Origin of the sequence: Nocardia sp. CY15 (assembly GCF_009829295.1) — a bacterium.
GTDB lineage: Bacteria > Actinomycetota > Actinomycetes > Mycobacteriales > Mycobacteriaceae > Nocardia > Nocardia sputi.
In genome coordinates, this window is sequence record NZ_VUOT01000025.1 from 48,395 (window position 1) to 69,080 (window position 20,686).

The following is a 20,686-nucleotide window of genomic DNA, read 5'->3' on the forward strand; positions in this document are numbered from 1 at the left end:
GCTGGTGGTCACCGCGCTCAGCTCAGCGTGAACGTCGCCGTCCCCGAGATCTGCTCCAACTCCCTGTCGTTCGCGTCCAGCGCGACGATGCGAGCCTCCACCCGGCCGGCGCCCGGCGCAGTGCCGAAACCGACGATCACGCCGTCCACCGTGTTCTGGACGACGCCGTTCACGACGCGGTGCTGCTGCCCGTCCGCGTACCCCGTATCCAGGTTCTTGAAGCGAACAGCGACCTTCCAGTCCGAGCAGCTCTCCCCGGTCTGGGTGACGTTCACCCGCACGCCGAACGTGCCGGGCTTCTCCTGCCGCACGGTGACCGCGTCGATGATCGCGGAGCAGCTGGTCGGAACCAGGCGTGTCAGGGTCGGCGAGAACGGAAAGCCCGGATCATGCGGAATGGCGGTAGACGGCGCCGCGAGCCCGACCACCCCGGCGGCGGTCACCGCTGCGATGACACCGGCGCGGACCGAAAACTGTTGCAGCTGCCCGTGAGTGAGAGTCATGGACGGTTTGTCGGGTCACCGGCAGATGTTGTTACTGAGGTGCGATCGTTGGGGACGCGACACCATGCTGGAGCGGCGCCGTTGGCTACGCCGCGCATTCGTCCTCGACGTATTCCCGATCCGGTGCGCATCGCCTTCGCTGGATACCCTCAGGCGGGCCGGGCGTCGATCGATTCGCGCGGATCAGATGGGGCGGAATCCGGCGCCTATGTCGTTGCGGGAGTCGATGTCGGTGACGATGGCGTTGATGTCGGTTCCTACCTCGGGCCCTAGACACCCCATGCCCAGGTAGGCGTTGACCATGCCGACCAGGGTCGAACCGATCACCACCGGCGCGCCGGAATCGCCTTTGAGCACGCACATCTGGGTCCAGGTGTCCCTGCTGTCGCCCATCATGTCGCCCCAGGCGACACCACAGGTTCGACCGGTAGTGCGGCCCTTCTTACAGACGACGTCGGGGAACTGCGCGGGAGCGCCGAGCCCGTCGATGCGGAACCCACCGACCTCCCGGGCGGGAACGACACGTGCGGAATCGAATTCGATGATCGCGTAATCCAGTTCGTGATCGGCGTGGACGAAGCGCCCCAGCACCCCGTAGCTGGGATAGGTCAGGGACGTGACGCGCGCCCCGGGTTCGCCACAATGGCCCGCCGTCAGACCTACCAACCGGCCGTCTGCGTCGTGGCCGATAGTGGTCAGCGTGCACTCGGCTTCGTCGTCGATCACGATTCCCGATCCACCGCCTATCGGCGGCAGCGGTAGCTGCGGAACAGCGACTGCCGCGCCTGCGCCGACCGAGACCGGGCCGCACGCCAGCGCCGCCGTGGCGACAACCTTCATCAGCGAATGAGTCATTGTTCCTCCAACCGGACCGAGCAGAGCTCCCGCGACTCGGCGCGTGCCGTACCCGGTACTGCCGTCGACAAACTCGACATCCGCATCGTCTCCCACGGCCGAAGTCCGAACCAAGCGCGTACTTTCGCGCGTCCAGCGGAACTACCCACGCCGACGAGGCGGAAACCGGTTGGTACATGTGGGAGATCGCGCGTGTACGCGCGGGCCGACTGCTCGGAGAGGGCCGCCATTGGCCGGGTTCCGGCGTCAATGCCTCGTGATCGGATCCCACTTACGAGAAACGCTTCGCGATCGCTTCCGTGATCGCACGCGGTTCGTGTTCCTGGATGAAGTGACGAGTGCGCGGCAACTCGACCACTTCGAGATCTGCGAAGGCGGCGCGCATTCGTGGGACACAGGCGCTCGGCCGGAAGACCATGTCACGCATTCCCCACACCAACAGGGTCGGCTTGTCGCCGAGCAGGGCAGGTACGTCCCGGGCGAGTCGCTCGAGCAGTGGACGCGCGGCACGAATCTGCCCGGGCATGACGGCGAGTCCGCGACGGGCTTCGGCGGTGGGTTGCACCGCGCGGTAGTGATCGGCCTCGGCCGCGGTGAGTTTGTGCTCCAGCTCAGCGAGCAACACGCGCTCGATGAGGAAGTTGTGTTCGAGTATCCGCCACTGCATCGGACGGCTGCTCATGATCATGCTGAACGCCCGGTTGGCGACTGCCTCGATCGGCCAGAACACGGTATTGCCCAGAACGATCCCTCTCACCCGGTCCGCCCGCGCGGTGACCGCGCCCAGACCGATGGGTCCGCCCCAATCGTGTCCCATCACGACGAAGCCATCGAGTTGCAGATGATCGATCAACTCGCCGAGGACCGCGGTGTGCTCGGCGATGGTGTAGCCGAAACCCATGGGCCCTTCGGACAATCCGAAGCCCAGGTAGTCGACGGCGACACAGCGGCACCGATCGCGCAGGGCCTGCACGATGTGGCGGTAGAGGAAGCTCCACGCCGGAGCGCCGTGACAGAACAGGAACGTTGGTCTGGCCCCCTCGTCGATGTAGTGAACGCGGCCGACGGACGAGTCGAACCAGCGCGACGCGAATGGATACAGGTTCCCATCGGGAACAAAGTCGATCAGCATTGAGCAGCCCCCTCCCTCTGCGCGAGACTACATGCGCTGTCCCGCTCAGCACCGGCCCCTAGCCGATTGCGTCGAAGCCGCTCCCCCGGCGCTATCGCTGCCGGGCTCAATGGACCTTCAGTTGCTTCCACCCACGCGCCAACTGCATCCGAACGATCTCACCGACATGTCAACGCGGGCGCACACGGTGGCGGCCGGCTCGGCTGGTTGCCCCGTTCAGCGAGCACACGGCAGCGGAGTACTCCTGTCGGCGCGACCCCACAGCCACCGCGTCTCTCTCGGCCCCGACTTCCCCGGTGACAGCGCCACACGGAAGGGGAACTGCGACAGCCGGTGCGCCCGGACGCTTGTCGACGTGGCCGAACCGGCGTGGTCGGCGGTGGGGTGCAGGCAGGCGCCCCTTCGTGCGGCAGTCGGCGGTCAAACCGTGATGCGGGCGAGTGCGCCGATTTCGAGTGCTGTCCACAGTGCACCGTCGGGACCGAGGGTGATGCCGTGCGGTTCGGCGCCGGGGATGGGCAGATCGTATGTCTCGATCACGCCATCGGTGGTGATAGACCCGACACGGTTGCCGCCCCACTCTGTGAACCACAGTGCTTCACCCGTTCCGGCGGTGATGGCGTGCGGTCGGGCCGCCCGGTCGGGTAGCGGGAACTCGGTGACCTGGCCATGAGTGGTGATCCGACCGATCTGTCCGGCGGCGATCTCGACGAACCACAACGCGCCGTCCGGCCCCGCGGTGATCCCTACCGGCGCGGCGGCCTCGGTCGGTAGCGGGTGGACGGTGATGCTGCCGTCCATGTCGATCCGCCCGATGGCATTGGTCTGGTTCAAGGTGAACCACATTCCACTGTCCGGGCCGACGGTGATCGCGGACGGGAACGCGCCCGTGGTCGGGAGCGGGAACTCCGTAACCGCACCCTCGGTGGTGACCCGGCCGATGCGATCGGCGGTGGTCTCGGTGAACCACAACGCACCATCGGGTCCGGCGGCGATGCCGAACGGCCCACACTCCCGCAACGGAAACTCCGTGATCTCGCCTCCTGTCGTGATCCGGCCGATTCGGTGCGCCTGGTACTCCGTGAACCACAACGCACCGTCCGGGCCGGACGCGATGATCGTCGGCCCGCAGTCCAGGTCGAGTTGGTGGTTCTCCGGTTCACCGCCGGGCACCAACCTGCCGATCTGTCCACTCCGGACAAGCGTGTACCACAGGGCGTCATCCGGGCCCGTGGTGATCGCGTACGGGCCACCGCCGGGCACGGCGTTGTGTTGGATAGTGGTCATCGGATTCCCTCCGCGATGCGGACGATGTCGGCAGGAGAGCCGGCCATGATGGTGCGGGCGTGCTCGGTGACGAGTTCGGTCGGCCAGTCCCACCAGGCGGCGCGGAGCAGGCGCTCGATGTCGGCATCGTCGAAGCGTCGGCGGATCGGACGGGCCGGGTTTCCGCCGACGATCGTGTACGGCGGCACGTCCGCGGTGACCACCGCGCCGGTCGCGATGATCGCGCCGTCCCCGATGGTGGTACCGGGCATGACGGTGGCCTGGTAGCCGAACCACACGTCGTTGCCGACCACGGTATCGCCCCGGCTGGGTATGCCCATGACGATGTCGAGAGTCTTGTCAGCCCACTCACCACCGAACATGGTGAAGGGGAACGTGGACACGCCCACCGTCGGGTGCTCGGCGCCGGCCATCAGGAACCGCGTGCCAGCGGCTATCGCGCAGTATCTGCCGATGACCAGCCGCTCCGGACCGTAGGCGTAAAGCACGTTGCGGGACTGGAACTCCGTCGCGCCGTCCGGGTCGTCATAGTAGGTGTAGTCGCCGACCACGATCTTGGGCGAATTGATCAGCGGCGCGAGGAAAACCACCCGCTCGTGCGCAGGCAGGGGATGGACGGTCGTCGGATCAGGTGTCAACTTCCAGCTCCTGGTGAAGGGATGTCTGCGGGAAAGCTATCGAGGGAGTTGCGGACGCGGCGAGACGGCCCCTGCTCGGTGACCATCACGGCCGGCCCGACGATCACCGCCTGGCCGGCTCGTTGGTGTCGAACATGGTCATCACGCTACGGGCGGCGACGAGATAGGAATCTGTCACACCCTCGGCCTCCCCTTCGGGGCTCGCCGTCCTCGACGACGTCCCCAGCCGCAACCCTGGGCGAAGCCCTGCTGCGCTGCGGCATCTGAGCACCGAGGTTACCGGGGTATCGACAAGTCAGCGAAATGCTGGTTCAGAGAACAATTGTGAGCATCACGCGACGCCCTCGCGGCTGCCGACGCCTTCGTAGCTCACCGTCAGCGTGCTGCTTCCAACCTTGACGAACTGTTGTGTTTATGCAACATTTAGTTGTATGACCCCTGTGAGGCGTGGGAAAAATCTTCCTATTTACAACCGCATCGGGGTGTTACGCGCCGAGCGGAGAATGAGCCGGGCCCAGCTTGCCGAGGCGATCGAGGTGAATCCGCAGACGGTCGGGGCGCTGGAACGAGGCGATCACTATCCGAGTCTCGATCTGGCGCTGCGGATCTGCGATGTGTTCGGCCTGCCGGTCGAGGCGGTGTTCTCGCGGGAAGAATTCGCGCCGCTGTCCACGGCGGTCTACCGGAACGACGGAGGGGATATTCGATGACGCACCCGAACCTGCTGGAGCGCTACCAGGCTCGCCGGACACGCCGGTTCGAGGTCTACGCCGAGCGCTGGGCCCACATGTTGCCGCGGTGGCGGACGCGGCGCCGCCGCCGGTTGCTGGTGGTGGCCCTCGCGACGATGTTCCTGGCTCTGACGGTCGTCGCGGTGCTGATCGCGTGCGGTCTGGAGCGGGGACCCCTGCTGTGGGCGCCGATATGTCTGCTGTTCTTTCCGCTGTGGATATCGTTGCAGATCGTCTCGGGACGCCAAGCCGACGCGCCCGTCGGCGCTCTGGACGAATGGGAGATCGAGCAGCGCAACGCGGCTCGCTCAGTGGGGCTCACCCTCACCCAGACGCTGGCGATGATTCCTGCGATCTGGCTGATCGTCGTGGGCGGATTCACCGACCTCGACAATATCCAGTCCGCCTACGCGGGCGGGGTGATACTGCTGACCGCGCTGCTTGTCGGCGGTTGCACCCCAACAATGATCCTGGCCTGGACCCGCCCCGACGCGGAAGCCGAGGACGAGTGATGAACCTGCTCGCCGGAGACTTGATGCTGCTGCTTCTCAACGAACGTACTGGGCGCTCAATGCGCCGACGTGTGTGGCGGGTCGTGTCGAGTCTGGCGGGCAACGGTTTCGTCCGAGCGACACGCATTGCCACCGCATCGGCACCGATCGGTGCGCCGACCTCTACCCTTTGACTGTGGCGACCACCCGTTCGGAGTTCCACACCCACCAGGACGTGAGTGCGCCCTGCGCCCTGTGCACACAGCCCGTGGACCATGCGCCGCCTCGGCATATGACTGCGGCGGAGTTTCGGGAACACGGTCGCGCGGTGGTGGATTGGGTGGCCGACTACTGGGACCGGGTGGAGTCCCTGCCGGTGTTGTCGACGGTGCCGTCCGGTGCGGTGCGTGCGCAACTGCCGTCATCGCCACCGGAGTTGGGTGAGCCGTTTCCCGACCTGCTCGACGATATGGATCGCATTATCGTGCCCGGCTTGACGCATTGGCAGCATCCCGGTTTTTTCGCCTACTACCCGACGGGCGCGTCGGGTCCCGCGGCGCTGGCCGATCTGCTGGCCTCCGGATTGGGCGTGCAGGGGATGCTCTGGCAGACCAGTCCGGCCTGTACCGAGTTGGAACAGCATGTCCTCGACTGGCTTGCCGGGCTGATCGGCCTGCCCGAACGCTTCACCTTCGCAGGCACCGGCGGCGGCGTCGTTCAGGACAGTGCCTCCACCGCGATGCTGGTCACGCTGCTCGCGGCGCTGCACCGGGCCTCTGGCGGGCAGGTGGCCCAGGAGGGTATCGGCCTGGGGCGCTACGTCGTCTACACCTCCGCCGAGGCCAACTGCGGCTTCGAGAAGGTCGCGCGCACCACCGGTCTGGGCTCCTCGGCGGTGCGTTTCATCGAGACCAGCGCCGACCTCTCGATGGACCCGCAGGCACTGCGTGCCGCGATCGAACACGACGTGGGTCTCGGGTTCACTCCCGTGCTGGTGATGGCGACGGTAGGCACGACGTCCACTGGTGCGATAGATCCGGTGGGACTCATCGGCCCGGTCTGTCGCGAATACGGCGCCTGGCTGCATGTGGACGCCGCGTATGCGGGCGTCGCGGCGATCTGTCCGGAGCTGCGGTGGATCCATGCCGGCGTGGCCGAGTTCGCCGATTCGTATGCGACCAACCCGCACAAATGGCTGCTCACCGCCCTGGACTTCGACGCTTGCTACGTCGCGGATCGCGGCGCTCTGACCGGTGCGCTGTCGGTGCTGCCGGAATACCTGCGCAACGGTGCGAGCGAATCGGGTGCAGTAGTGGACTACCGGGATTGGCAGGTGCCGGTGGGACGTAGGTTCCGGGCGTTGAAGTTGTGGGCGGTGATCCGCTGGTACGGCGCGGCCGGGCTGCGCGAGCATATTCGGCACAGTGTGGCACTGGCCCAGCAGTTCGCCTCCTGGGTCGGAACGGATGAGCGCTTCGAAGTGCTGGCTCCGCATCCGCTGTCGCTGATCTGTTTCCGGTTGCGCGGAGACGATTCGGCGAATCGGGAACTGCTCGATGCGGTCAACGCGACCGGACGAGTGTTTCTGTCACACACGAGGGTTCGTGGTGCATTCGCACTTCGGCTGGCCATCGGCGGCACTGCCACCCGAGGCGAGCATGTCGCCGCCGCGTGGGCGCTGCTGAGTGAACGCGCTGGCAGCGCACGATACTGACTCGGCCGCGGTGATGCCGCGTTGCCCCGGAGGGGGTGGTTCGGCCACCGCTGCCGGCCGACTGTCTCGTTGCTGGCCCGATTGCCAGCCGGTTCACGCGGCGCCAGGTCGTCGGCAGCGGATGGGTGAGACGCAGCGGTGCACCCGCGTGACGCCGACCATCCGGCGCCATCACAGCAATCCGGTCCGGCGGCGCTGGACAGCGCGTACGTGAACGCCGCCGAAGCACCCTTCGGCGGCGTGCTCACCCATCTCGGGCATTCAGTAGACGGTGAATGTGCCGACCAGCTCCGCTTCGGTGACGCCGGGACAGGATTGGTCGGTGGTCACGGTGTTGTCATCGGATGCGGTATGTCCCGCGTAGGTACCCGATACGATCACGATCGGGAACAAGGCCGGACCCGAGCCCTTGGATTTGCTCTGATTGCCCGCGGCCGCGCTGCTGATCGTGCTGGTGCTGCCATCGGACCAAGTGATGGTCCCGGTGCCCTGGTGGATGTTGACTTTCCCGTCGCACGATGCGACTTCGAAGCCCTGCTCGTCCATGCTCACCGGGTACGGCTGCCCCTCGTCGACAGCAGTCCCCGTACAGTCGGTGAATTGGGCGGTAGCCGTCCACTCGACCTTCGACGGCAACGAACCCAACCCCGATCCGGCCCAGTTCACAGTGCCGTGTTCGGTGCAGGTGATGATGGGGACCGCGGTAGTGCCACCGGGCGGCGCAGCGATGCCCGGGGCTGCGAACGGGATCACCCCGAGCGACGCGCTTGCGAGAACAACGGCTCCGGCCAGACGATATCGAGTGAACATGCGTCTCCTTGGTCGTTCCTGCTTGCCTGACGTCCGCTCCAGACATTAACCGGCTACCGACCGCGGAACCGGTTCCCCACGCCCCGCGGCGTTGCGGAGACGACCGGAAACTCGCAGTCCGGCCGCGCCTGCACACGACCAGGCGGCAGAGGCGAGCAACGCTGGCTATACCTCTCTCCGCGGTCGGACCGGCGCTACACCTGAAACGGGCTTGCTCCCCTGGACGGCGCGTGCGTCAGAACGCGATGTCGCCGCTGTGCCTGGACTGCAGCATTCGGCGTGCCCCCGTCAGTGCCGCGGCGCCGAGGACCCGTTCCAGTTGCTCCCAGCGGGTGACGAGGTCGGCGAGCATCATCATCATGACATCCGGGAATGCGTAGAGGAACGTTTTGTAACGGTAGTGGTCGAGGTAGTAGAGACGGACTGCGGTCACGGCGGTGACGGCGGCGGTTCTGGCGTCGAAGAACAGGTCGTGGCCGCCGAGGATACTGCCTCTGGCCAGTACGGCGCGGTCGTAGACACCGCCGAAATCGACCTCCACGTCACCCTCGGCGACGACGTAGACGCCGTGGGCGGTGTCGTCTTCGCGGCAGATGGGGTCGCCGGGGGCGTAGGTGAGTTCATCGAACATGGAGGCAAGGGTTTCGAGGTCGGCGTCGACAAGGGGCGCGAACAACGGCACGCCGAAGGGGTCCACACCATCGCTGAGGCACGCCACGCGAGCTCTCAGACAGTCGAAGCCGATATGCTTCATACGCATTCGCGCGAAGCGTTTCATGCGGTCGATATCGCGGCGCTGTCGGCGCGAGGTCTCGGTGCTCGGCGGGCTGTAGATCGACGGGTCATCGGCGATTCGGGCCGCTTCGCGTAGACCCGACTCGTAGGCACTGTGGACGCAACCCCAGTGATAACTGTTGGTCGCCTCGCCCGCGAAGAACAGGCGCGCGCCGACGGGTTCGGCGAGGGCGTCGAGGTCGCGAGGGGAAGCCTCGACACCGATGCAGGCGTAGGAACCGAGCGCGTAGGGATCCGATGACCACGCCGTTCGGGAAACATGCCTGGGCTCCGGAGTGTTCGTGCCGAAGATATCCCGCACGACGCCGACAGCGTAATCCTGGACCTCGAAATCGGTCCAAGACTCCGAGTCGCGCCCGAGCGATGCGCCGAGCAGCAGCACCAGAATCGGCTTACCGTGCGACTTCCACATGCTGATGACCACGGTCGGGTAACTGTCGGTCTCACGGCACAGATAACCGAAGACGTATTGCTCCGCAGGCCAGAAGATTCGGTCGTAGTGCAAGGCGATCTTGTTCAGCGTGCCGAACCCGACGCGGTCGATGGCATGACGTTTGGTTTCCGGCAGTAGCGGACTGAACTCGATCCCATTCGACTTGAGGACGCCTAGTGGTACGGTGACCAGAACCTTGTCGGCTTCGTAGACGCCGAGGTCGGTTGTCACCCGCACCGGCGTCGAGCCGTCGCCGGTCTCGATCCGGCGCACAACGGTTTCCAGTTCGATGGTCAGATCCTCGGCGAGTGCATCGACCACCGCCTGGTAGCCGCCGTGCAGGACGCTGTCGCCATAACCGTAGACGCGGTAGCCGTCTTCCCAGAACTTGAACGAGAGGCCGCCGGGATCCTCACCGACGTCCTCGCGCAGAATCACATTGAGGTGGTAGCGGATGCCCTGTTCATCGTCGTCAGTGTGGCCCGCTTCAGCGATGATTTGGTCGATGACCGCAGCGAGCGGCACATCGGGATGTCCGCTGCGCCGGGCGATCTCCGCGCGTCGCTCCAGTTCGTGGAGTAATTCGTCGGCGAGTTCCAGTGTCCGGTTCTTCACCGTCGCGGGGCTGATCTGCCGATCGGGTCCGAACAGCGTCAGGCTATCGAATCCACCGGTATAGGAACTGTCGCCGCCGACATAGCTATGCGGGATTTCGAGTTGTTCGACCAACTCTGTGATCGGATTGCCCTCCGTACCGTGTATCCAGTGCGCGCCCAGGTCGACACCGTCGCTGTCGGTCCAGATCCGGCCGCCGATCCGGCTGCGCGCCTCCAGCACGGTCACCGCATGGCCCCGCTTCTGAAGACATTGTGCCGCAGTCAATCCCGCGATACCCGCACCCACTACGAGCACGCTCGACAGCCTCTTTGCGATGGCAGCGTCGCCGATCGTTGCCTGCCCCGCGAGAGTGGGCTCCAAGCCATTGCTCGGTGAAAAATCACTCAGGTGCTCCATCGTCACAGTATCGGGGAAAGGCGTTGCGAGAGAGCACGTTCTACAATATTCGCATATTACCCAAGCGACCATTCGGAGATCCGAAACAGACAAGCTCCAAGTTTAAATCGGCTGACCCACCGGCGTTTCGATTTCACACCCGGTTCGGGGCGTGGGCCGCGGTGATGTGTGCGGCTTCCGCGGACCTTTCGGTGGCACTGGCGGTGGGGCAACCTACTGCTGGGGTGAGAGTTCACCCGTGGTTGGTCACGAAGTGTGCAGCGGGATCGTGACGACCTGATTTACCGACTGGCCGGTGAACAGTGCGGCGCACACTGTCGGCCCTGCGCTCGCCTGCCGTAGGCGGGTGCACGGCATGGATAGTCACCCGTAAGCGATTCTCTCCAGCAAATCCAGCGCTTCGTCCACCTTGTTCAGTTCGCCGGACGGCAAGCTCTCCGACAAAACCTGCGCGAAAGCGTTGTTCGGTGACCCCTGCTGCCCGCGCACCCAGGCCACGCCATCGTCGGTGAGCATCAGGTTCACCCGGCGTCCGTCGATCGGGTCGCGTACGCCGACGATCAGTCCCTGATCTCGTAACCCGTCGACGACATTGCACATCGTCTGCGGGCGCAACATCTCCAGGCGAGCCAGATCGACAGCGGCCATGGCTCCGCATCGATGCAAGCGTCCCAGCACAGCCCACTGCGTCGCGGACAATCGACACTCGTTCGGATCCCTCCGGGTGCGCCGCAGAATTACGGTCAATGCAATGCGCAGACGCGCCGCCGTGGCGGCCAGTGCTGTGGCGTCCGTGGTATCAACGGCCAACATAAACTCCTACTCACCCGAGCGGGACAATCCATGGGTGGCGTCCGGCCTCGGCAACGTCGCGACGAGTGCTTGGTCGTCGTCGAGGGCCGATGGGCGGCCACAGGGAGCCCTGATCGCGCTCGATGCCGTGCGGGTGCGCGAGTTGTTCGCCGGATCCCGGCTCTGCAGCACCCGCCCGGCGGGTGGTATCGAACCCACGCGGCCACTCCGGCACCCTGCCGGCAGTCGCTCGACCGAACGCCAGATCGATCTCGCTGTGCAGGCTGCGCGGCGGTGACGACGTCGAACTAAAAACACGCCGTCGTGCTCACCATGAACCATGCCGCCACCGCCGAGTGCTACTCGGGCTGGCCGGTTACAGGCAGAAGCTCAACTCGACAGGGCCGACCGGGATGGGGATGCATACTTCCACCGAGCCCGCGACCGGGGTTGCCGCGGAGGTATCCGCCGAGGCCGTGCCGACGCCGAGGGCGGTGACGGACAGCGCGAATGCGACGACGGTGAGCGGGCGAATAATTCTCGAGTTCATACAGTCATCCTCAGTCGTGTTCATGTGGAATTCCCGGGTTCGGGACGGAACGATCAGATCACGAACTCGGGAGCCGTTGCACGTCGTTTTCCAGACTCTGTATATATAGATCAACTCTTTCCGAACCCGTCGTGGATCATCACAGTATCAAGTGGCATTCACACTTGCTGTGACCCGAATGTACACGATAGTTCAATCCATTGATTGTGGCATTTCGTCGCTGGCATCGAATATCTCCGAGGTCGCCAGGAAGCCTGCCGTGTCACACCCCGGACCTGCGCTGATAGGGGGAACTTCTGCACGGCGGCGGGTGCTAACTCGCCCATTCGCCGCATGCGGACGTCCGCAGTGGACGCGATGCGGGCCACACGGCAGTTGTGCAGCTGTTGTTCGTGCAGCATTCCCCTGGTTTGTCACCGCGCCCGCCGTCACATAGAAACTTGTTCCTGAAACCGACTTTTTGTCGGTGGTGCGTTGTGACGCCAGGGAAGAGGCTGTCGTTCGAAATAGAGCCTGTCACAAAAATCCGTTCGGCCCGCTTTTCGCTGCGCTATTGCCAGTACTTTGATCTTGGAAAACTCCCCATGCCTGAGAGGCTGCCGGACATTCGGAACCGTCGTCCCGCAGCTGCTTTCGATGCCTGAAGAACATGTTCCACCGACCGGACCGGCCCGTAGGCCTGGTGAAGGAGAAATATGTCCACCGACACCGATGCGACCCCTATATCGGACACCCCACCGGGAGGCCCCTGGTCCGAACGGCTTTCGTCGATCTCCCGCCATGATCTGCCCGCCTCGATCGTGGTATTCCTTGTTGCCCTGCCCTTGTCGCTGGGCATTGCCATCGCCTCCGACGCTCCTCTCGCCGCCGGCCTGATCGCGGCCGCGGTCGGCGGCATCGTGGTCGGCTTCCTCGGTGGAAGCCCGATGCAGGTCAGTGGGCCGGCGGCCGGCCTCACCGTGGTCGTCGCCGATATCATTAACCAGTTCGGCTGGCAGACAACATGTTTCATTACCGCCGCAGCCGGCCTGTTGCAGATCGTGTTCGGAGTGAGCCGGATCGCGCGTGCCGCGCTGGCGATAGCGCCGGTCGTCGTGCATGCCATGCTCGCCGGTATCGGTGTCACCATCGCACTGCAGCAGGTGCACGTACTGCTGGGCGGGGCATCGCGTAGCTCGGCCTTCGAGAACATCAGCGAACTACCCGGTCAGCTGCTCAACCCGCACGGTGACGACTTCGTCATCGGCCTGATCGTCATCGGCATCATCGTCGCCTGGCGCCGGGTACCCGACAAGGTTCGCCTGATCCCCGGCCCGCTGGCCGCGGTGCTGGTGGGTACGGTGCTATCGCTGGTGCTGCCTGGCAATCCGGACCGCATCGAGATCGACAGCTCGCTGTTCACCGCCATCGGCCTGCCCGACCTGCCGAGCGGCAACTGGGGTGGGGTGGTGTCGGCGGTGCTTACCATCGCCCTCATCGCCAGCGTGGAGAGCCTGCTGTCAGCAGTGGCCGTGGACAAGCTGCACACTGGCAGGCGCACCAACTTCGACCGCGAGCTGCTGGCCCAGGGCGCGGCCAACATGACTTCCGGCATGCTCGGTGGCCTCCCGGTCACGGGTGTGATCGTGCGCAGCTCCACCAACGTGGCCGCCGGTGCGCGCACCAGGGCCTCGACGATTCTGCACGGTGTGTGGATTCTCGTGTTCTCCATTGCGCTCGTCGGCGTCGTACAGCAGGTCCCGAAGTCGGCGCTGGCCGGATTACTCATCGTGGTGGGCGTCCAGCTGGTGAAGCTGGCCCACATCCAGCTCGCCCATCGCACCGGCGACCTGGCGGTATACGCGGTGACCATGGTCAGCGTGGTGTTTCTGAACCTGCTCGAGGGCGTGCTGATCGGCCTGGCTATGGCGTTCTCGATTCTGCTGTGGCGAGTGGTGAAGGTATCGGTACAGGCCACACCGGTGGCGGGCACCGACCGCTGGATCGTCCGCGTCGACGGCACGTGCACGTTCCTGGCGCTGCCGAAGCTGACCAAGGAGCTGGCCACGGTGCCGGCGGGTTCCGACGTACTTGTCGAGCTGACCGTCGACTTCCTCGACCACGCCGGCTACGAGGCCATCCGCGATTGGGTCCGCCAGCACAAAAGTACCGGCGGGAACGTGGAATTCGTCGAGATCGGAACCGCGCGCATGGAACACGCCATGACCGGCCCGCCTCGGCGCGGCCGGGCGCGCGGCATTCTCGACGAGGTGCTCGTCCCGTGGCGCGAGCGCGACGGCGACGCGGTCGCAGCCGGCGTGGTCGCCTACCATCGCAGCCACGCCCACGTGATGCGGCCGCACCTGGATCAGCTGCGCGACCGGCAAGATCCGCACTCGCTGTTCCTCACCTGTGCCGACTCACGCATCGTGCCCAATGTGATCACCAACAGCGGTCCCGGTGACCTGTTCACCGTCCGCAACGTCGGCAACCTGCACCCCGCAGACGGATCGGACGCCTCGGTCGAGGCGGCCCTGTCCTTCGCGGTGGACAACCTGAAGGTGCACAACGTGGTGGTGTGCGGCCACTCCTCCTGCGGTGCCATGAAGGCCCTGCTGGCCGGCACCTCCGCGGGACCAGGACTGGACACCTGGCTCACCCATGCCCGCCCAAGCCTGGATGCCTACCGTGCCGGGCACCCGGTGCGAGCCGCTGCGGCGGCCGCGGGATACGACGAAACCGCCCAGCTGAGCATGGTCAACGTCGCCGTCCAGCTCGAGACCCTGCGACGCCACCCGGTGATCCGCCAGGCTGCCGCTGCCCGCGGCCTGACAGTATCGGGCCTGTTCTTCGACATCTCCACCGCCCGCGTGCTCGAGGTCACCACCGACGGCATCAGCGAAATCACCGACCAGGTCGCCGAACCGGTCATCGTGACCGGTCGGGTGCGAGTTCGCCGGTCCGTTGGATGAACTCACGCCGCGTGGTGGTGCCGACACCATGCGGACCACACGTCGATCGCCGAATTCCCGCGTACGCCGCCGCAAGGTGAGCCCGCCCACTGCCCTTTCTCCACTGGGGCCCCGCCGTTCTGGCACACCGCGCGAGTGCGTGGCACTGCCCGCCGTCATCTGCCGGGCCAGGAACATCGGCGAGGATGAGTCGAAAGGCAGATCAACTTCCGCGCAGCGCGGTGATGACCTGGTCAGCGGCGGTAAGGTGGCCCCGATAGTTGCCCGGCTCGCCACCGTGCCGTCGCCCGCCCGATATCAGTTACCGGAGGCTCGCCGTAGAGCCACTCACGGGCCAGGCGATGCCAATTGTTGGTCGTCTCGAGCTGACCGAGCGCAGCGAAGGTGAACAACTCCGCCCGCCTGGAGAACACGTGCTCAGCCGGAAGCAGCTGATGGCGCATACCCCGGAATTCGTCCGCCCTCGGGTCGACGGCGAGCACCACTGCCGCGGTGGCGAGCTCGGGGGTGATCGTGATCTGCTCGTCGAGCAGATGCCAACCCGAGGCAGCCCATACGTATTCCAGACATTCCTGTGGTGTGACGCTCGCGTCCGGGTCGATGATGCCGCGTCCGACCCACGCCTGGTACAGATCCCCTGCCCGGTGTTCTCCGGCGGCTAGCAGGGACGCACGCTCGAACTCGGCGTCCGCGGGATTCATCCGGTAATAGAGCCCGAAATCCACGAAGGCGAGTCGACCGCCCCCGTCCAGAAGGATGTTGCCGGGATGCGGGTCACCGCAGAACTCGTAGTCGGAGAACAGCGAACTGATGTAGAAGCGGTAGATCAGCTCACCGATCCGATCCCGGTCGGCCGCGGGCAGAGCCTGAATCTCTTGAAAGGACCTCCCTGCGACGAACTCTGTCACAAGAACGTGGTGCGTGCAGAGTTCTCCGACACTGTCGGGGACGGTGATGAAGGGATGTTCGTGGAAGCGCGACGCGACTGCATGCTGAGTCCGCGCTTCGCGAAGGTAGTCGAGTTCACCGCCGATGTTGCGTGCGATCTCGTCCAGCACGGCGGCGTCGGCCGCGCTCGGCAGCACGGATCTCCACACCTTGGCGAACAACTGCAAGTTACGCATGTCCGCATGAACGGCCTCATCCACACCGGGGTACTTCACCTTCACCGCGACCATGCGCCCGTCATGCAACCTCGCCCGATACACCTGGCCGATCGAGGCTGCGGCCACGGGCGTCTCCTCGAAATCGGCGAACACTCGCGACATCGGCCCGAGATCACTCTCGATGACCTTCCGCATCGCCTTGAACGGAACCTCCGGTGCGCGATCTCGAAGTTCGGCGAGCTTCACCCGAAACAGTTCACGGTGGGATTCGGGAACGAGGTCGACATCGAGAACCGACAGCATCTGGCCCAGCTTCATCGCCGCGCCCTTCATGCCGCCGAGCACTGTGACCATTTGCTGCGCGGCTTGCAGAGCGGAACGCTCAGCGAGTATCTGCCGGGCTTCGTCAGGCCGACCGATCATGGACAACCGAGTCCCGACTCCACGCGCAGCCTGCCCCGCGACCAGTCGGCCCAGCCGACTGCCCCGCGCCAGTCGACCTCTGGGCAGCTGACCGGCCGCCATCAGTACCTCCGTGGGCCGACCCATGACCTGTATCCCGTCGCTGGTTTCGGCCGTTCCCGCAACGTCGGCCGTCACTTCAACGGTCTAACAACTTACAACAAGCGGCAGTGATATACGACAGCTGAAGTTGAAGCGAGCGAAGCTCAGGACTGTGTCAGCGCGTCCTGCCGGTAATCCCGGGAGTGTGTGCCGATCGGCTGGAATCGAGTGTGCCCCAGCTCACCGCCTCTTCGGAGGCTTATGGCGTGGCAACAAACCGCTCGAGCGCCAGACCGGCTTGTCAGCGATCCAATGCTCCATGCGTTCATTGCCGGCCGCTCCATCTTCTGCGACTGATTGACGATTCGTTGTTCGCACCGAATCGGGCATTCCACCCTGATCGACCTCCGACGACTGGCGTCCACTGCTGGATCCAGTGGCCGAAGGATCGCGCAACTCCTGGCCGACGTTCGCTGCTCGCGCGGCTTGTGAGCGCTATCGCAAATAGTGAGCAAATGTGTCGCGTAACCACCGAAGAATTCCTTTTGACGGTGTGTCGAATGGTCTTCCGCCGCATGTCATCGCCATGGTTCACCGACATCGAGGGGTCGGGCAAAGAAGAGTGGAAGGTGAGTTCGGGATCCTCTTATCGTTGGACCACGACCGATGAAGGGCCAGGTCGAATGCGTTCGCCGGGAGTTCGGCCGCCTCGCACGGCTGCCGACCGCACCATCGGCCGGTAGAGCCGCAGCAACCAGGCGGAAGGGAGTCGACGATGACAGCCGACGGGGCACTTGGGAATGGATTGACCGTCTCGGGCAAACCGATGCCCTTACCCACACACGGCGTGCGGGAGGTGTCTCGGCAGCTGGCCCCTGGTGACGTCGTCCCTGGTGACGCCGCCGCCATCACCAGGGTCTGTTTCGAGCTGTCAGCCAGCATGCTGGACGGGCAGGATCTTCCGGCGAAGACCGGCCGGCTGGCCGAAGCGGCGGCCGATTGGGCCCGGGAGGGCGTGTCGATCGATACGATCCTGCATTCCATCCACGAAGGATTGAAACTCGGTATGGATCTCATCTTCTCGAACGTGACGGTGAAGGACTACGCCAATCTGGTAGACGGCGTGAAGCTGGTGGTGGAAATGCTCGACATCATGAGCGCGACTGTCGCCCGTGCCTATGTCCGTGAGTACAAGGCGGCAGTCAGTGAGCACCACACCGCCGTACACACTCTGACCTCCGCGCTGCTGGGGGGATACGCCACTACAACAACGGCCTGCGAACACGGAATAGGCATTGCCGACGAGTATTCGGTTCTGGCAGTGGATATTCCAAAACACCCCGACGAGCAGCATCCGATGCTCGACGGCAAGGTCGTCGCCCGCCGCAAACTGCGCCGCCTGCAGGCCGAGCTTGCTACCCGCTGCGGCGAGAACGCACTCGCGCTGCTCAGTGTGGACGGTGGGACGATCCTGATCCCGACTGCGACGCTGAGCGGCGGGCGTCTCGACGAACTGCTCGCCCAGCTGTCGGCCGCCGCGCGCGTACCCCTGACAGCGGCCGTTGTCACAGCATCGGCCACTGAAGTGCCCGGTGCAGCCGACCGCGCTCACGAACTGCTCGACACGGTGCGGCGGCTGCAGTGTGCCCCCACCCTGTACCGTTTCGCCGATGTGGCGTTGGAGTACCAGCTGACCCGGCCGGGTCCGGGTCGTGAAAGTCTCGGGTCGCTGCTGGACCCCCTCGACGATCACCCCGAACTGCTCCAAACCTTGCAGTGTTATATCGGCAACAACCTCAATCGCCAACGCACCTCCCGCTCGTTGCAGATCCACACCAACACCGTCGACTATCGGCTCAAGCGCGTCAGCCAGCTCACCGGATTCGATCCCACTACTACGTCGGGTGTGTGGCAGCTACGTTCGGCGCTCATCGCCCGCACGTTCAGCAAGCGCAGCCAACCCGATATCCCGGTCGACGCCGTGTAAAACTGCCATTGCGAATTCCGACCATTCGGACACGCCCGCCTCATATTCGAGTGTGACGAAGTTGTGTGGTTGCACGAACATCGCGATCTCAGCCGGAGACCAGCCAGCTCAGCTTCAGCCGTATGCCGTGATCGAATGTGGGACGGTGACTCGGCGATCCATGTCTCAGGCGGGCATACTCGGCAATTCATCTGTCTGCTCTTGTTGTGAGCAGGATCGTCGGCGCGGTGTCAGTCGCTGAATGTGACCGCTACCAGCCGAGCGGCCGTACCCGCTCCGGTGACTGATAGTGCGCAGTGGCTATCCAGAGCTTGTCGATGCCTCGATTTCGGCTTCGGCCCCTGCCGCGATCAGGCGGGCGGTCATGACGATGACTTCCTGGCGCTCGCCGGTGTCAGCGTCGAGTAGCGCGGCGCGGACTGCCGCCGCGAAACCGACGTTGATCAGAACGAACGCTATCGCGTCGTGGGCATTTCCATTGCCGGGGCCGAGCACCTGGATCAGCAGAACTTTCAGTAGTGCGCGCAGGCGTGGTTCGAATCCTGGGAGGCCGCTGTTGTAGTAGGCCAGCCCTCCCGCCAACGCCCGCACCAGTGAAGCATTGGCCACCAGTTCGTCGGTGACGGCCTCGAGGATGGTGATGGCCAGTTCCAGAACGGTTCTGCCGGCGGAATCGGACACGCTGCGAATAAGGTGCTGTTCGATACTTTCCAGCAGGCTTTCCAGCAGTTCGTCCACCATGACCCCACGGTCGGTGAAGTGTCGGTAGACAGTATTGACGCTCACCCCGGCCTCGGCAGCGATCCGGTTGGTCGAGGTATTGGCGATCCCGCGTTCCCCGAACAGGCGTGCGGCAGTATCAAGGATGTGCTCCCTGGTCGCCTTCGCGCGTTCCTGTGTCGGACGACGAGTCGCCTTCTTCTGCGGGGTCACCTACCCGCTCCTGTCTGTCGGCCCGGGAGGCTCGATGTTGTGCGGCTTGACGGTGGGCCAATCGTTGCGCGTTCGACCTGCGTCATGCCGAGTCTCTCGTGCGTTCGGATTCGATCCACGCAGCGACCGCACGCGCGGTGATGGTGAGAGCCCGTCTACGTTGCTGGTCGTCGATCTCCAGTACCGACGCGCGGAGCGCTGCCGCGATCCCGGTGTTGATCAACACGATGCTCATGATGTCGTATTTGTGGTCGTCGCCTGGGCCGAGCAGCTGGATGACCAGCACTTTGGCGAAAAGACGTAGACGGAGTTCGAGTTCGGGGATGCCGGTGTCATAGAACGAGACCCCGCCCGAGAGCGCGCGTATCAACTGGGCGTTGGCCACCAACTCGTCGGTGATGACCTCCAGAATGGACGCCACCAGCTCCGCGGTGGATTGTCCGGCGAGGCCGAACACACGCTGGGTGAAGCGCTGTTCGGCATTTTCCAGCAGCCGCTCGATCAGCTTGTCCACCATGACCGTGCGGTCGGTGAAGTAACGGTAGACAGTGCCGACACTCACTCCGGCCTCGGCGGCGATCCGGTTGGCCGAGGTGTTGGCGATCCCGTGTTCTCCGAACAGGCGTGCGGCACTGTCGAGGATGTGCTCCCGGGTCGCCTTCGCGCGCTCCTGTGTCGGACGACGGGTGCCACTGTTCGACGGCATAAATACTCCTGCCTGCTGTCGCTGGGAAGGGTCACCGTCGCCAACCCTACGGTCTGTGGGAGCGCCGGATGAACGGCTCTGGTGCACTTGCGGTGGCGGCCGGGTCTCGGTGACGGCACGATGTCTCGCGGAAAGGGGAATCTGCTGTCGGTGTGGCATTTCGCCGCACCGATGCCTCCGGGAGGAACTGGTGATGGTGCAGCGGCGGCGCCAGGTGCTTTGTCGACACCGACTACCGGGCCACCAACGACCCGGCCCATCTGGCTCTGTTCGTACACTCGGGCGTGGCAGCGACGCTACTTCGCGCGGACGAGGGGACGCGATCGGACGGTGAGATGGGCCGGCCGTCCATGGTGCTTACGGTGCTTGCACCAGTGCAGCGGTGATACGCCGCACCGCAGGCAATACCAGCAGCAGCGTCGGGAAGGCGATGGGCCAGGATACGGCCCAGGAACGCAACCAGACCCCGATCGCGAGGCCGTCGCTCATCAGCGTGCTGATCAACGAGACGATGCAGGTCATCAGGATCGACAACAGCATCGGCATGATCACCGAGGTGTAGCGGGCGGGCAGCTTGCCGAAGCCGGTGCGGGACTGGGGATTCGCGGAATTCATCGGTCGCTCCGTAAACGTCTCGTCAGTCAACGACGCCGCCTGGTGGCGGGCCGGTGCGTTGGTTGACGTGAAACGCTTACGGCGAGCGAGGTCGCGGCACCGAGCTTAAGCAGCCGCGTGCGGCAGTGCAAGTCCGGCT

18 protein-coding genes are annotated in these 20,686 nt (G+C 64.9%); 5 read left to right on the forward strand and 13 right to left on the reverse strand.

What is annotated here, in order from left to right; all coding sequences use genetic code 11:
- Window positions 1-17 precede the first annotated feature (17 nt).
- The 5 genes from GVY39_RS24385 to GVY39_RS24405 all read right to left on the reverse strand — a co-directional run bounded on the left by GVY39_RS24385 (window position 18) and on the right by GVY39_RS24405 (window position 4,415).
- The gene (locus GVY39_RS24385; protein ID WP_236565642.1) at window positions 18-503 is read right to left on the reverse strand and encodes a hypothetical protein; all 486 of its coding nucleotides are present in this window, start codon (window positions 501-503) and stop codon (window positions 18-20) included.
- A gap of 183 nt (window positions 504-686) precedes the next feature.
- The gene (locus tag GVY39_RS24390) at window positions 687-1,358 is read right to left on the reverse strand and encodes a serine protease (RefSeq protein ID WP_195071866.1); all 672 of its coding nucleotides are present in this window, start codon (window positions 1,356-1,358) and stop codon (window positions 687-689) included.
- A 271-nt stretch (window positions 1,359-1,629) separates the two neighbouring features.
- Complete coding sequence (locus GVY39_RS24395) at window positions 1,630-2,490, reverse strand: haloalkane dehalogenase (RefSeq protein WP_159928510.1); 861 nt, start codon at window positions 2,488-2,490, stop codon at window positions 1,630-1,632.
- Between the two features lie 420 nt (window positions 2,491-2,910).
- Window positions 2,911-3,777, reverse strand: a complete 867-nt coding sequence (locus GVY39_RS24400; protein WP_159928508.1) for a virginiamycin B lyase — start codon at window positions 3,775-3,777, stop codon at window positions 2,911-2,913.
- Window positions 3,774-4,415 (reverse strand): CatB-related O-acetyltransferase, encoded by a 642-nt coding sequence (locus GVY39_RS24405; RefSeq protein ID WP_159928506.1) that lies wholly within the window; start codon window positions 4,413-4,415, stop codon window positions 3,774-3,776. The genes GVY39_RS24400 and GVY39_RS24405 overlap by 4 nt, the downstream gene beginning before the upstream one ends.
- Window positions 4,416-4,846: 431 nt before the next feature.
- Between GVY39_RS24405 and GVY39_RS24410 the strand changes: the two genes are divergently transcribed.
- From GVY39_RS24410 to GVY39_RS24420, 3 genes are all read left to right on the forward strand, one after another.
- Window positions 4,847-5,125 (forward strand): helix-turn-helix transcriptional regulator, encoded by a 279-nt coding sequence (locus GVY39_RS24410; protein ID WP_159928504.1) that lies wholly within the window; start codon window positions 4,847-4,849, stop codon window positions 5,123-5,125.
- Entirely contained in the window at window positions 5,122-5,658 is a 537-nt protein-coding gene (locus tag GVY39_RS24415) for a hypothetical protein (protein WP_159928502.1), read from the forward strand. Before GVY39_RS24410 ends, GVY39_RS24415 begins: the two co-directional genes overlap by 4 nt.
- A 175-nt stretch (window positions 5,659-5,833) precedes the next feature.
- Window positions 5,834-7,351 carry an aminotransferase class V-fold PLP-dependent enzyme gene (locus GVY39_RS24420; protein WP_201295330.1) on the forward strand — a complete coding sequence of 506 codons (1,518 nt, stop codon included), beginning with the start codon at window positions 5,834-5,836 and terminating at the stop codon, window positions 7,349-7,351.
- Window positions 7,352-7,612: 261 nt separating this feature from the next.
- On the opposite strand, the gene GVY39_RS24425 is transcribed toward GVY39_RS24420, so the two are convergent.
- The 4 genes from GVY39_RS24425 to GVY39_RS34025 form a co-directional block, all read right to left on the reverse strand.
- Window positions 7,613-8,161 carry a hypothetical protein gene (locus GVY39_RS24425; protein ID WP_159928500.1) on the reverse strand — a complete coding sequence of 183 codons (549 nt, stop codon included), beginning with the start codon at window positions 8,159-8,161 and terminating at the stop codon, window positions 7,613-7,615.
- A gap of 235 nt (window positions 8,162-8,396) precedes the next feature.
- On the reverse strand, window positions 8,397-10,496 hold the full coding sequence (locus tag GVY39_RS24430; RefSeq protein ID WP_240679471.1) for an FAD-dependent oxidoreductase: 2,100 nt from the start codon (window positions 10,494-10,496) through the stop codon (window positions 8,397-8,399).
- A gap of 270 nt (window positions 10,497-10,766) precedes the next feature.
- Window positions 10,767-11,216, reverse strand: coding sequence for a MarR family winged helix-turn-helix transcriptional regulator (locus GVY39_RS35020; protein ID WP_255466256.1), 450 nt, complete (start codon window positions 11,214-11,216; stop codon window positions 10,767-10,769).
- A gap of 355 nt (window positions 11,217-11,571) precedes the next feature.
- A complete protein-coding gene (locus GVY39_RS34025; protein ID WP_195071859.1) occupies window positions 11,572-11,745 on the reverse strand; it encodes a hypothetical protein in 174 nt (57 codons plus the stop codon).
- Window positions 11,746-12,440: 695 nt separating this feature from the next.
- On the opposite strand from GVY39_RS34025, the gene GVY39_RS24440 reads away from it, so the two are divergent.
- Window positions 12,441-14,696: a bifunctional SulP family inorganic anion transporter/carbonic anhydrase gene (locus GVY39_RS24440; RefSeq protein WP_159928496.1), complete on the forward strand. Its 2,256-nt coding sequence runs from the start codon at window positions 12,441-12,443 to the stop codon at window positions 14,694-14,696.
- Window positions 14,697-14,929: 233 nt separating this feature from the next.
- Here the strand turns inward: GVY39_RS24440 and GVY39_RS24445 are convergent, their stop codons facing one another.
- Window positions 14,930-16,327 (reverse strand): AarF/ABC1/UbiB kinase family protein, encoded by a 1,398-nt coding sequence (locus GVY39_RS24445; protein WP_159928582.1) that lies wholly within the window; start codon window positions 16,325-16,327, stop codon window positions 14,930-14,932.
- 754 nt (window positions 16,328-17,081) lie between these two features.
- Between GVY39_RS24445 and GVY39_RS24450 the strand changes: the two genes are divergently transcribed.
- On the forward strand, window positions 17,082-18,293 hold the full coding sequence (locus GVY39_RS24450) for a CdaR family transcriptional regulator (protein WP_159928494.1): 1,212 nt from the start codon (window positions 17,082-17,084) through the stop codon (window positions 18,291-18,293).
- A gap of 300 nt (window positions 18,294-18,593) precedes the next feature.
- Here GVY39_RS24450 and GVY39_RS24455 read toward each other — a convergent pair whose 3' ends face one another.
- The 3 genes from GVY39_RS24455 to GVY39_RS24465 form a co-directional block, all read right to left on the reverse strand.
- The gene (locus tag GVY39_RS24455) at window positions 18,594-19,226 is read right to left on the reverse strand and encodes a TetR/AcrR family transcriptional regulator (protein ID WP_159928492.1); all 633 of its coding nucleotides are present in this window, start codon (window positions 19,224-19,226) and stop codon (window positions 18,594-18,596) included.
- 82 nt (window positions 19,227-19,308) lie between these two features.
- On the reverse strand, window positions 19,309-19,932 hold the full coding sequence (locus tag GVY39_RS24460) for a TetR/AcrR family transcriptional regulator (RefSeq protein WP_159928490.1): 624 nt from the start codon (window positions 19,930-19,932) through the stop codon (window positions 19,309-19,311).
- 357 nt (window positions 19,933-20,289) lie between these two features.
- Entirely contained in the window at window positions 20,290-20,547 is a 258-nt protein-coding gene (locus GVY39_RS24465) for a DUF2798 domain-containing protein (protein WP_159928488.1), read from the reverse strand.
- Between the last annotated feature and the right edge of the window lie 139 nt (window positions 20,548-20,686).

Excerpts from the sequence above, each read along its gene's own strand:
- GVY39_RS24415 (WP_159928502.1), top strand. The coding sequence starts at position 5,122 with ATGACGCACCCGAACCTGCTGGAGCGCTACCAGGCTCGCCGGACACGC.
- GVY39_RS24445 (WP_159928582.1), bottom strand. The coding sequence starts at position 16,327 with ATGGCGGCCGGTCAGCTGCCCAGAGGTCGACTGGCGCGGGGCAGTCGG.
- GVY39_RS24410 (WP_159928504.1), top strand. The coding sequence starts at position 4,847 with ATGACCCCTGTGAGGCGTGGGAAAAATCTTCCTATTTACAACCGCATC.
- GVY39_RS24400 (WP_159928508.1), bottom strand. The coding sequence starts at position 3,777 with ATGACCACTATCCAACACAACGCCGTGCCCGGCGGTGGCCCGTACGCG.
- GVY39_RS34025 (WP_195071859.1), bottom strand. The coding sequence starts at position 11,745 with ATGAACTCGAGAATTATTCGCCCGCTCACCGTCGTCGCATTCGCGCTG.
- GVY39_RS35020 (WP_255466256.1), bottom strand. The coding sequence starts at position 11,216 with ATGTTGGCCGTTGATACCACGGACGCCACAGCACTGGCCGCCACGGCG.
- GVY39_RS24395 (WP_159928510.1), bottom strand. The coding sequence starts at position 2,490 with ATGCTGATCGACTTTGTTCCCGATGGGAACCTGTATCCATTCGCGTCG.
- GVY39_RS24385 (WP_236565642.1), bottom strand. The coding sequence starts at position 503 with ATGACTCTCACTCACGGGCAGCTGCAACAGTTTTCGGTCCGCGCCGGT.
- GVY39_RS24425 (WP_159928500.1), bottom strand. The coding sequence starts at position 8,161 with ATGTTCACTCGATATCGTCTGGCCGGAGCCGTTGTTCTCGCAAGCGCG.
- GVY39_RS24440 (WP_159928496.1), top strand. The coding sequence starts at position 12,441 with ATGTCCACCGACACCGATGCGACCCCTATATCGGACACCCCACCGGGA.
- GVY39_RS24450 (WP_159928494.1), top strand. The coding sequence starts at position 17,082 with ATGACAGCCGACGGGGCACTTGGGAATGGATTGACCGTCTCGGGCAAA.
- GVY39_RS24390 (WP_195071866.1), bottom strand. The coding sequence starts at position 1,358 with ATGACTCATTCGCTGATGAAGGTTGTCGCCACGGCGGCGCTGGCGTGC.
- GVY39_RS24460 (WP_159928490.1), bottom strand. The coding sequence starts at position 19,932 with ATGCCGTCGAACAGTGGCACCCGTCGTCCGACACAGGAGCGCGCGAAG.
- GVY39_RS24465 (WP_159928488.1), bottom strand. The coding sequence starts at position 20,547 with ATGAATTCCGCGAATCCCCAGTCCCGCACCGGCTTCGGCAAGCTGCCC.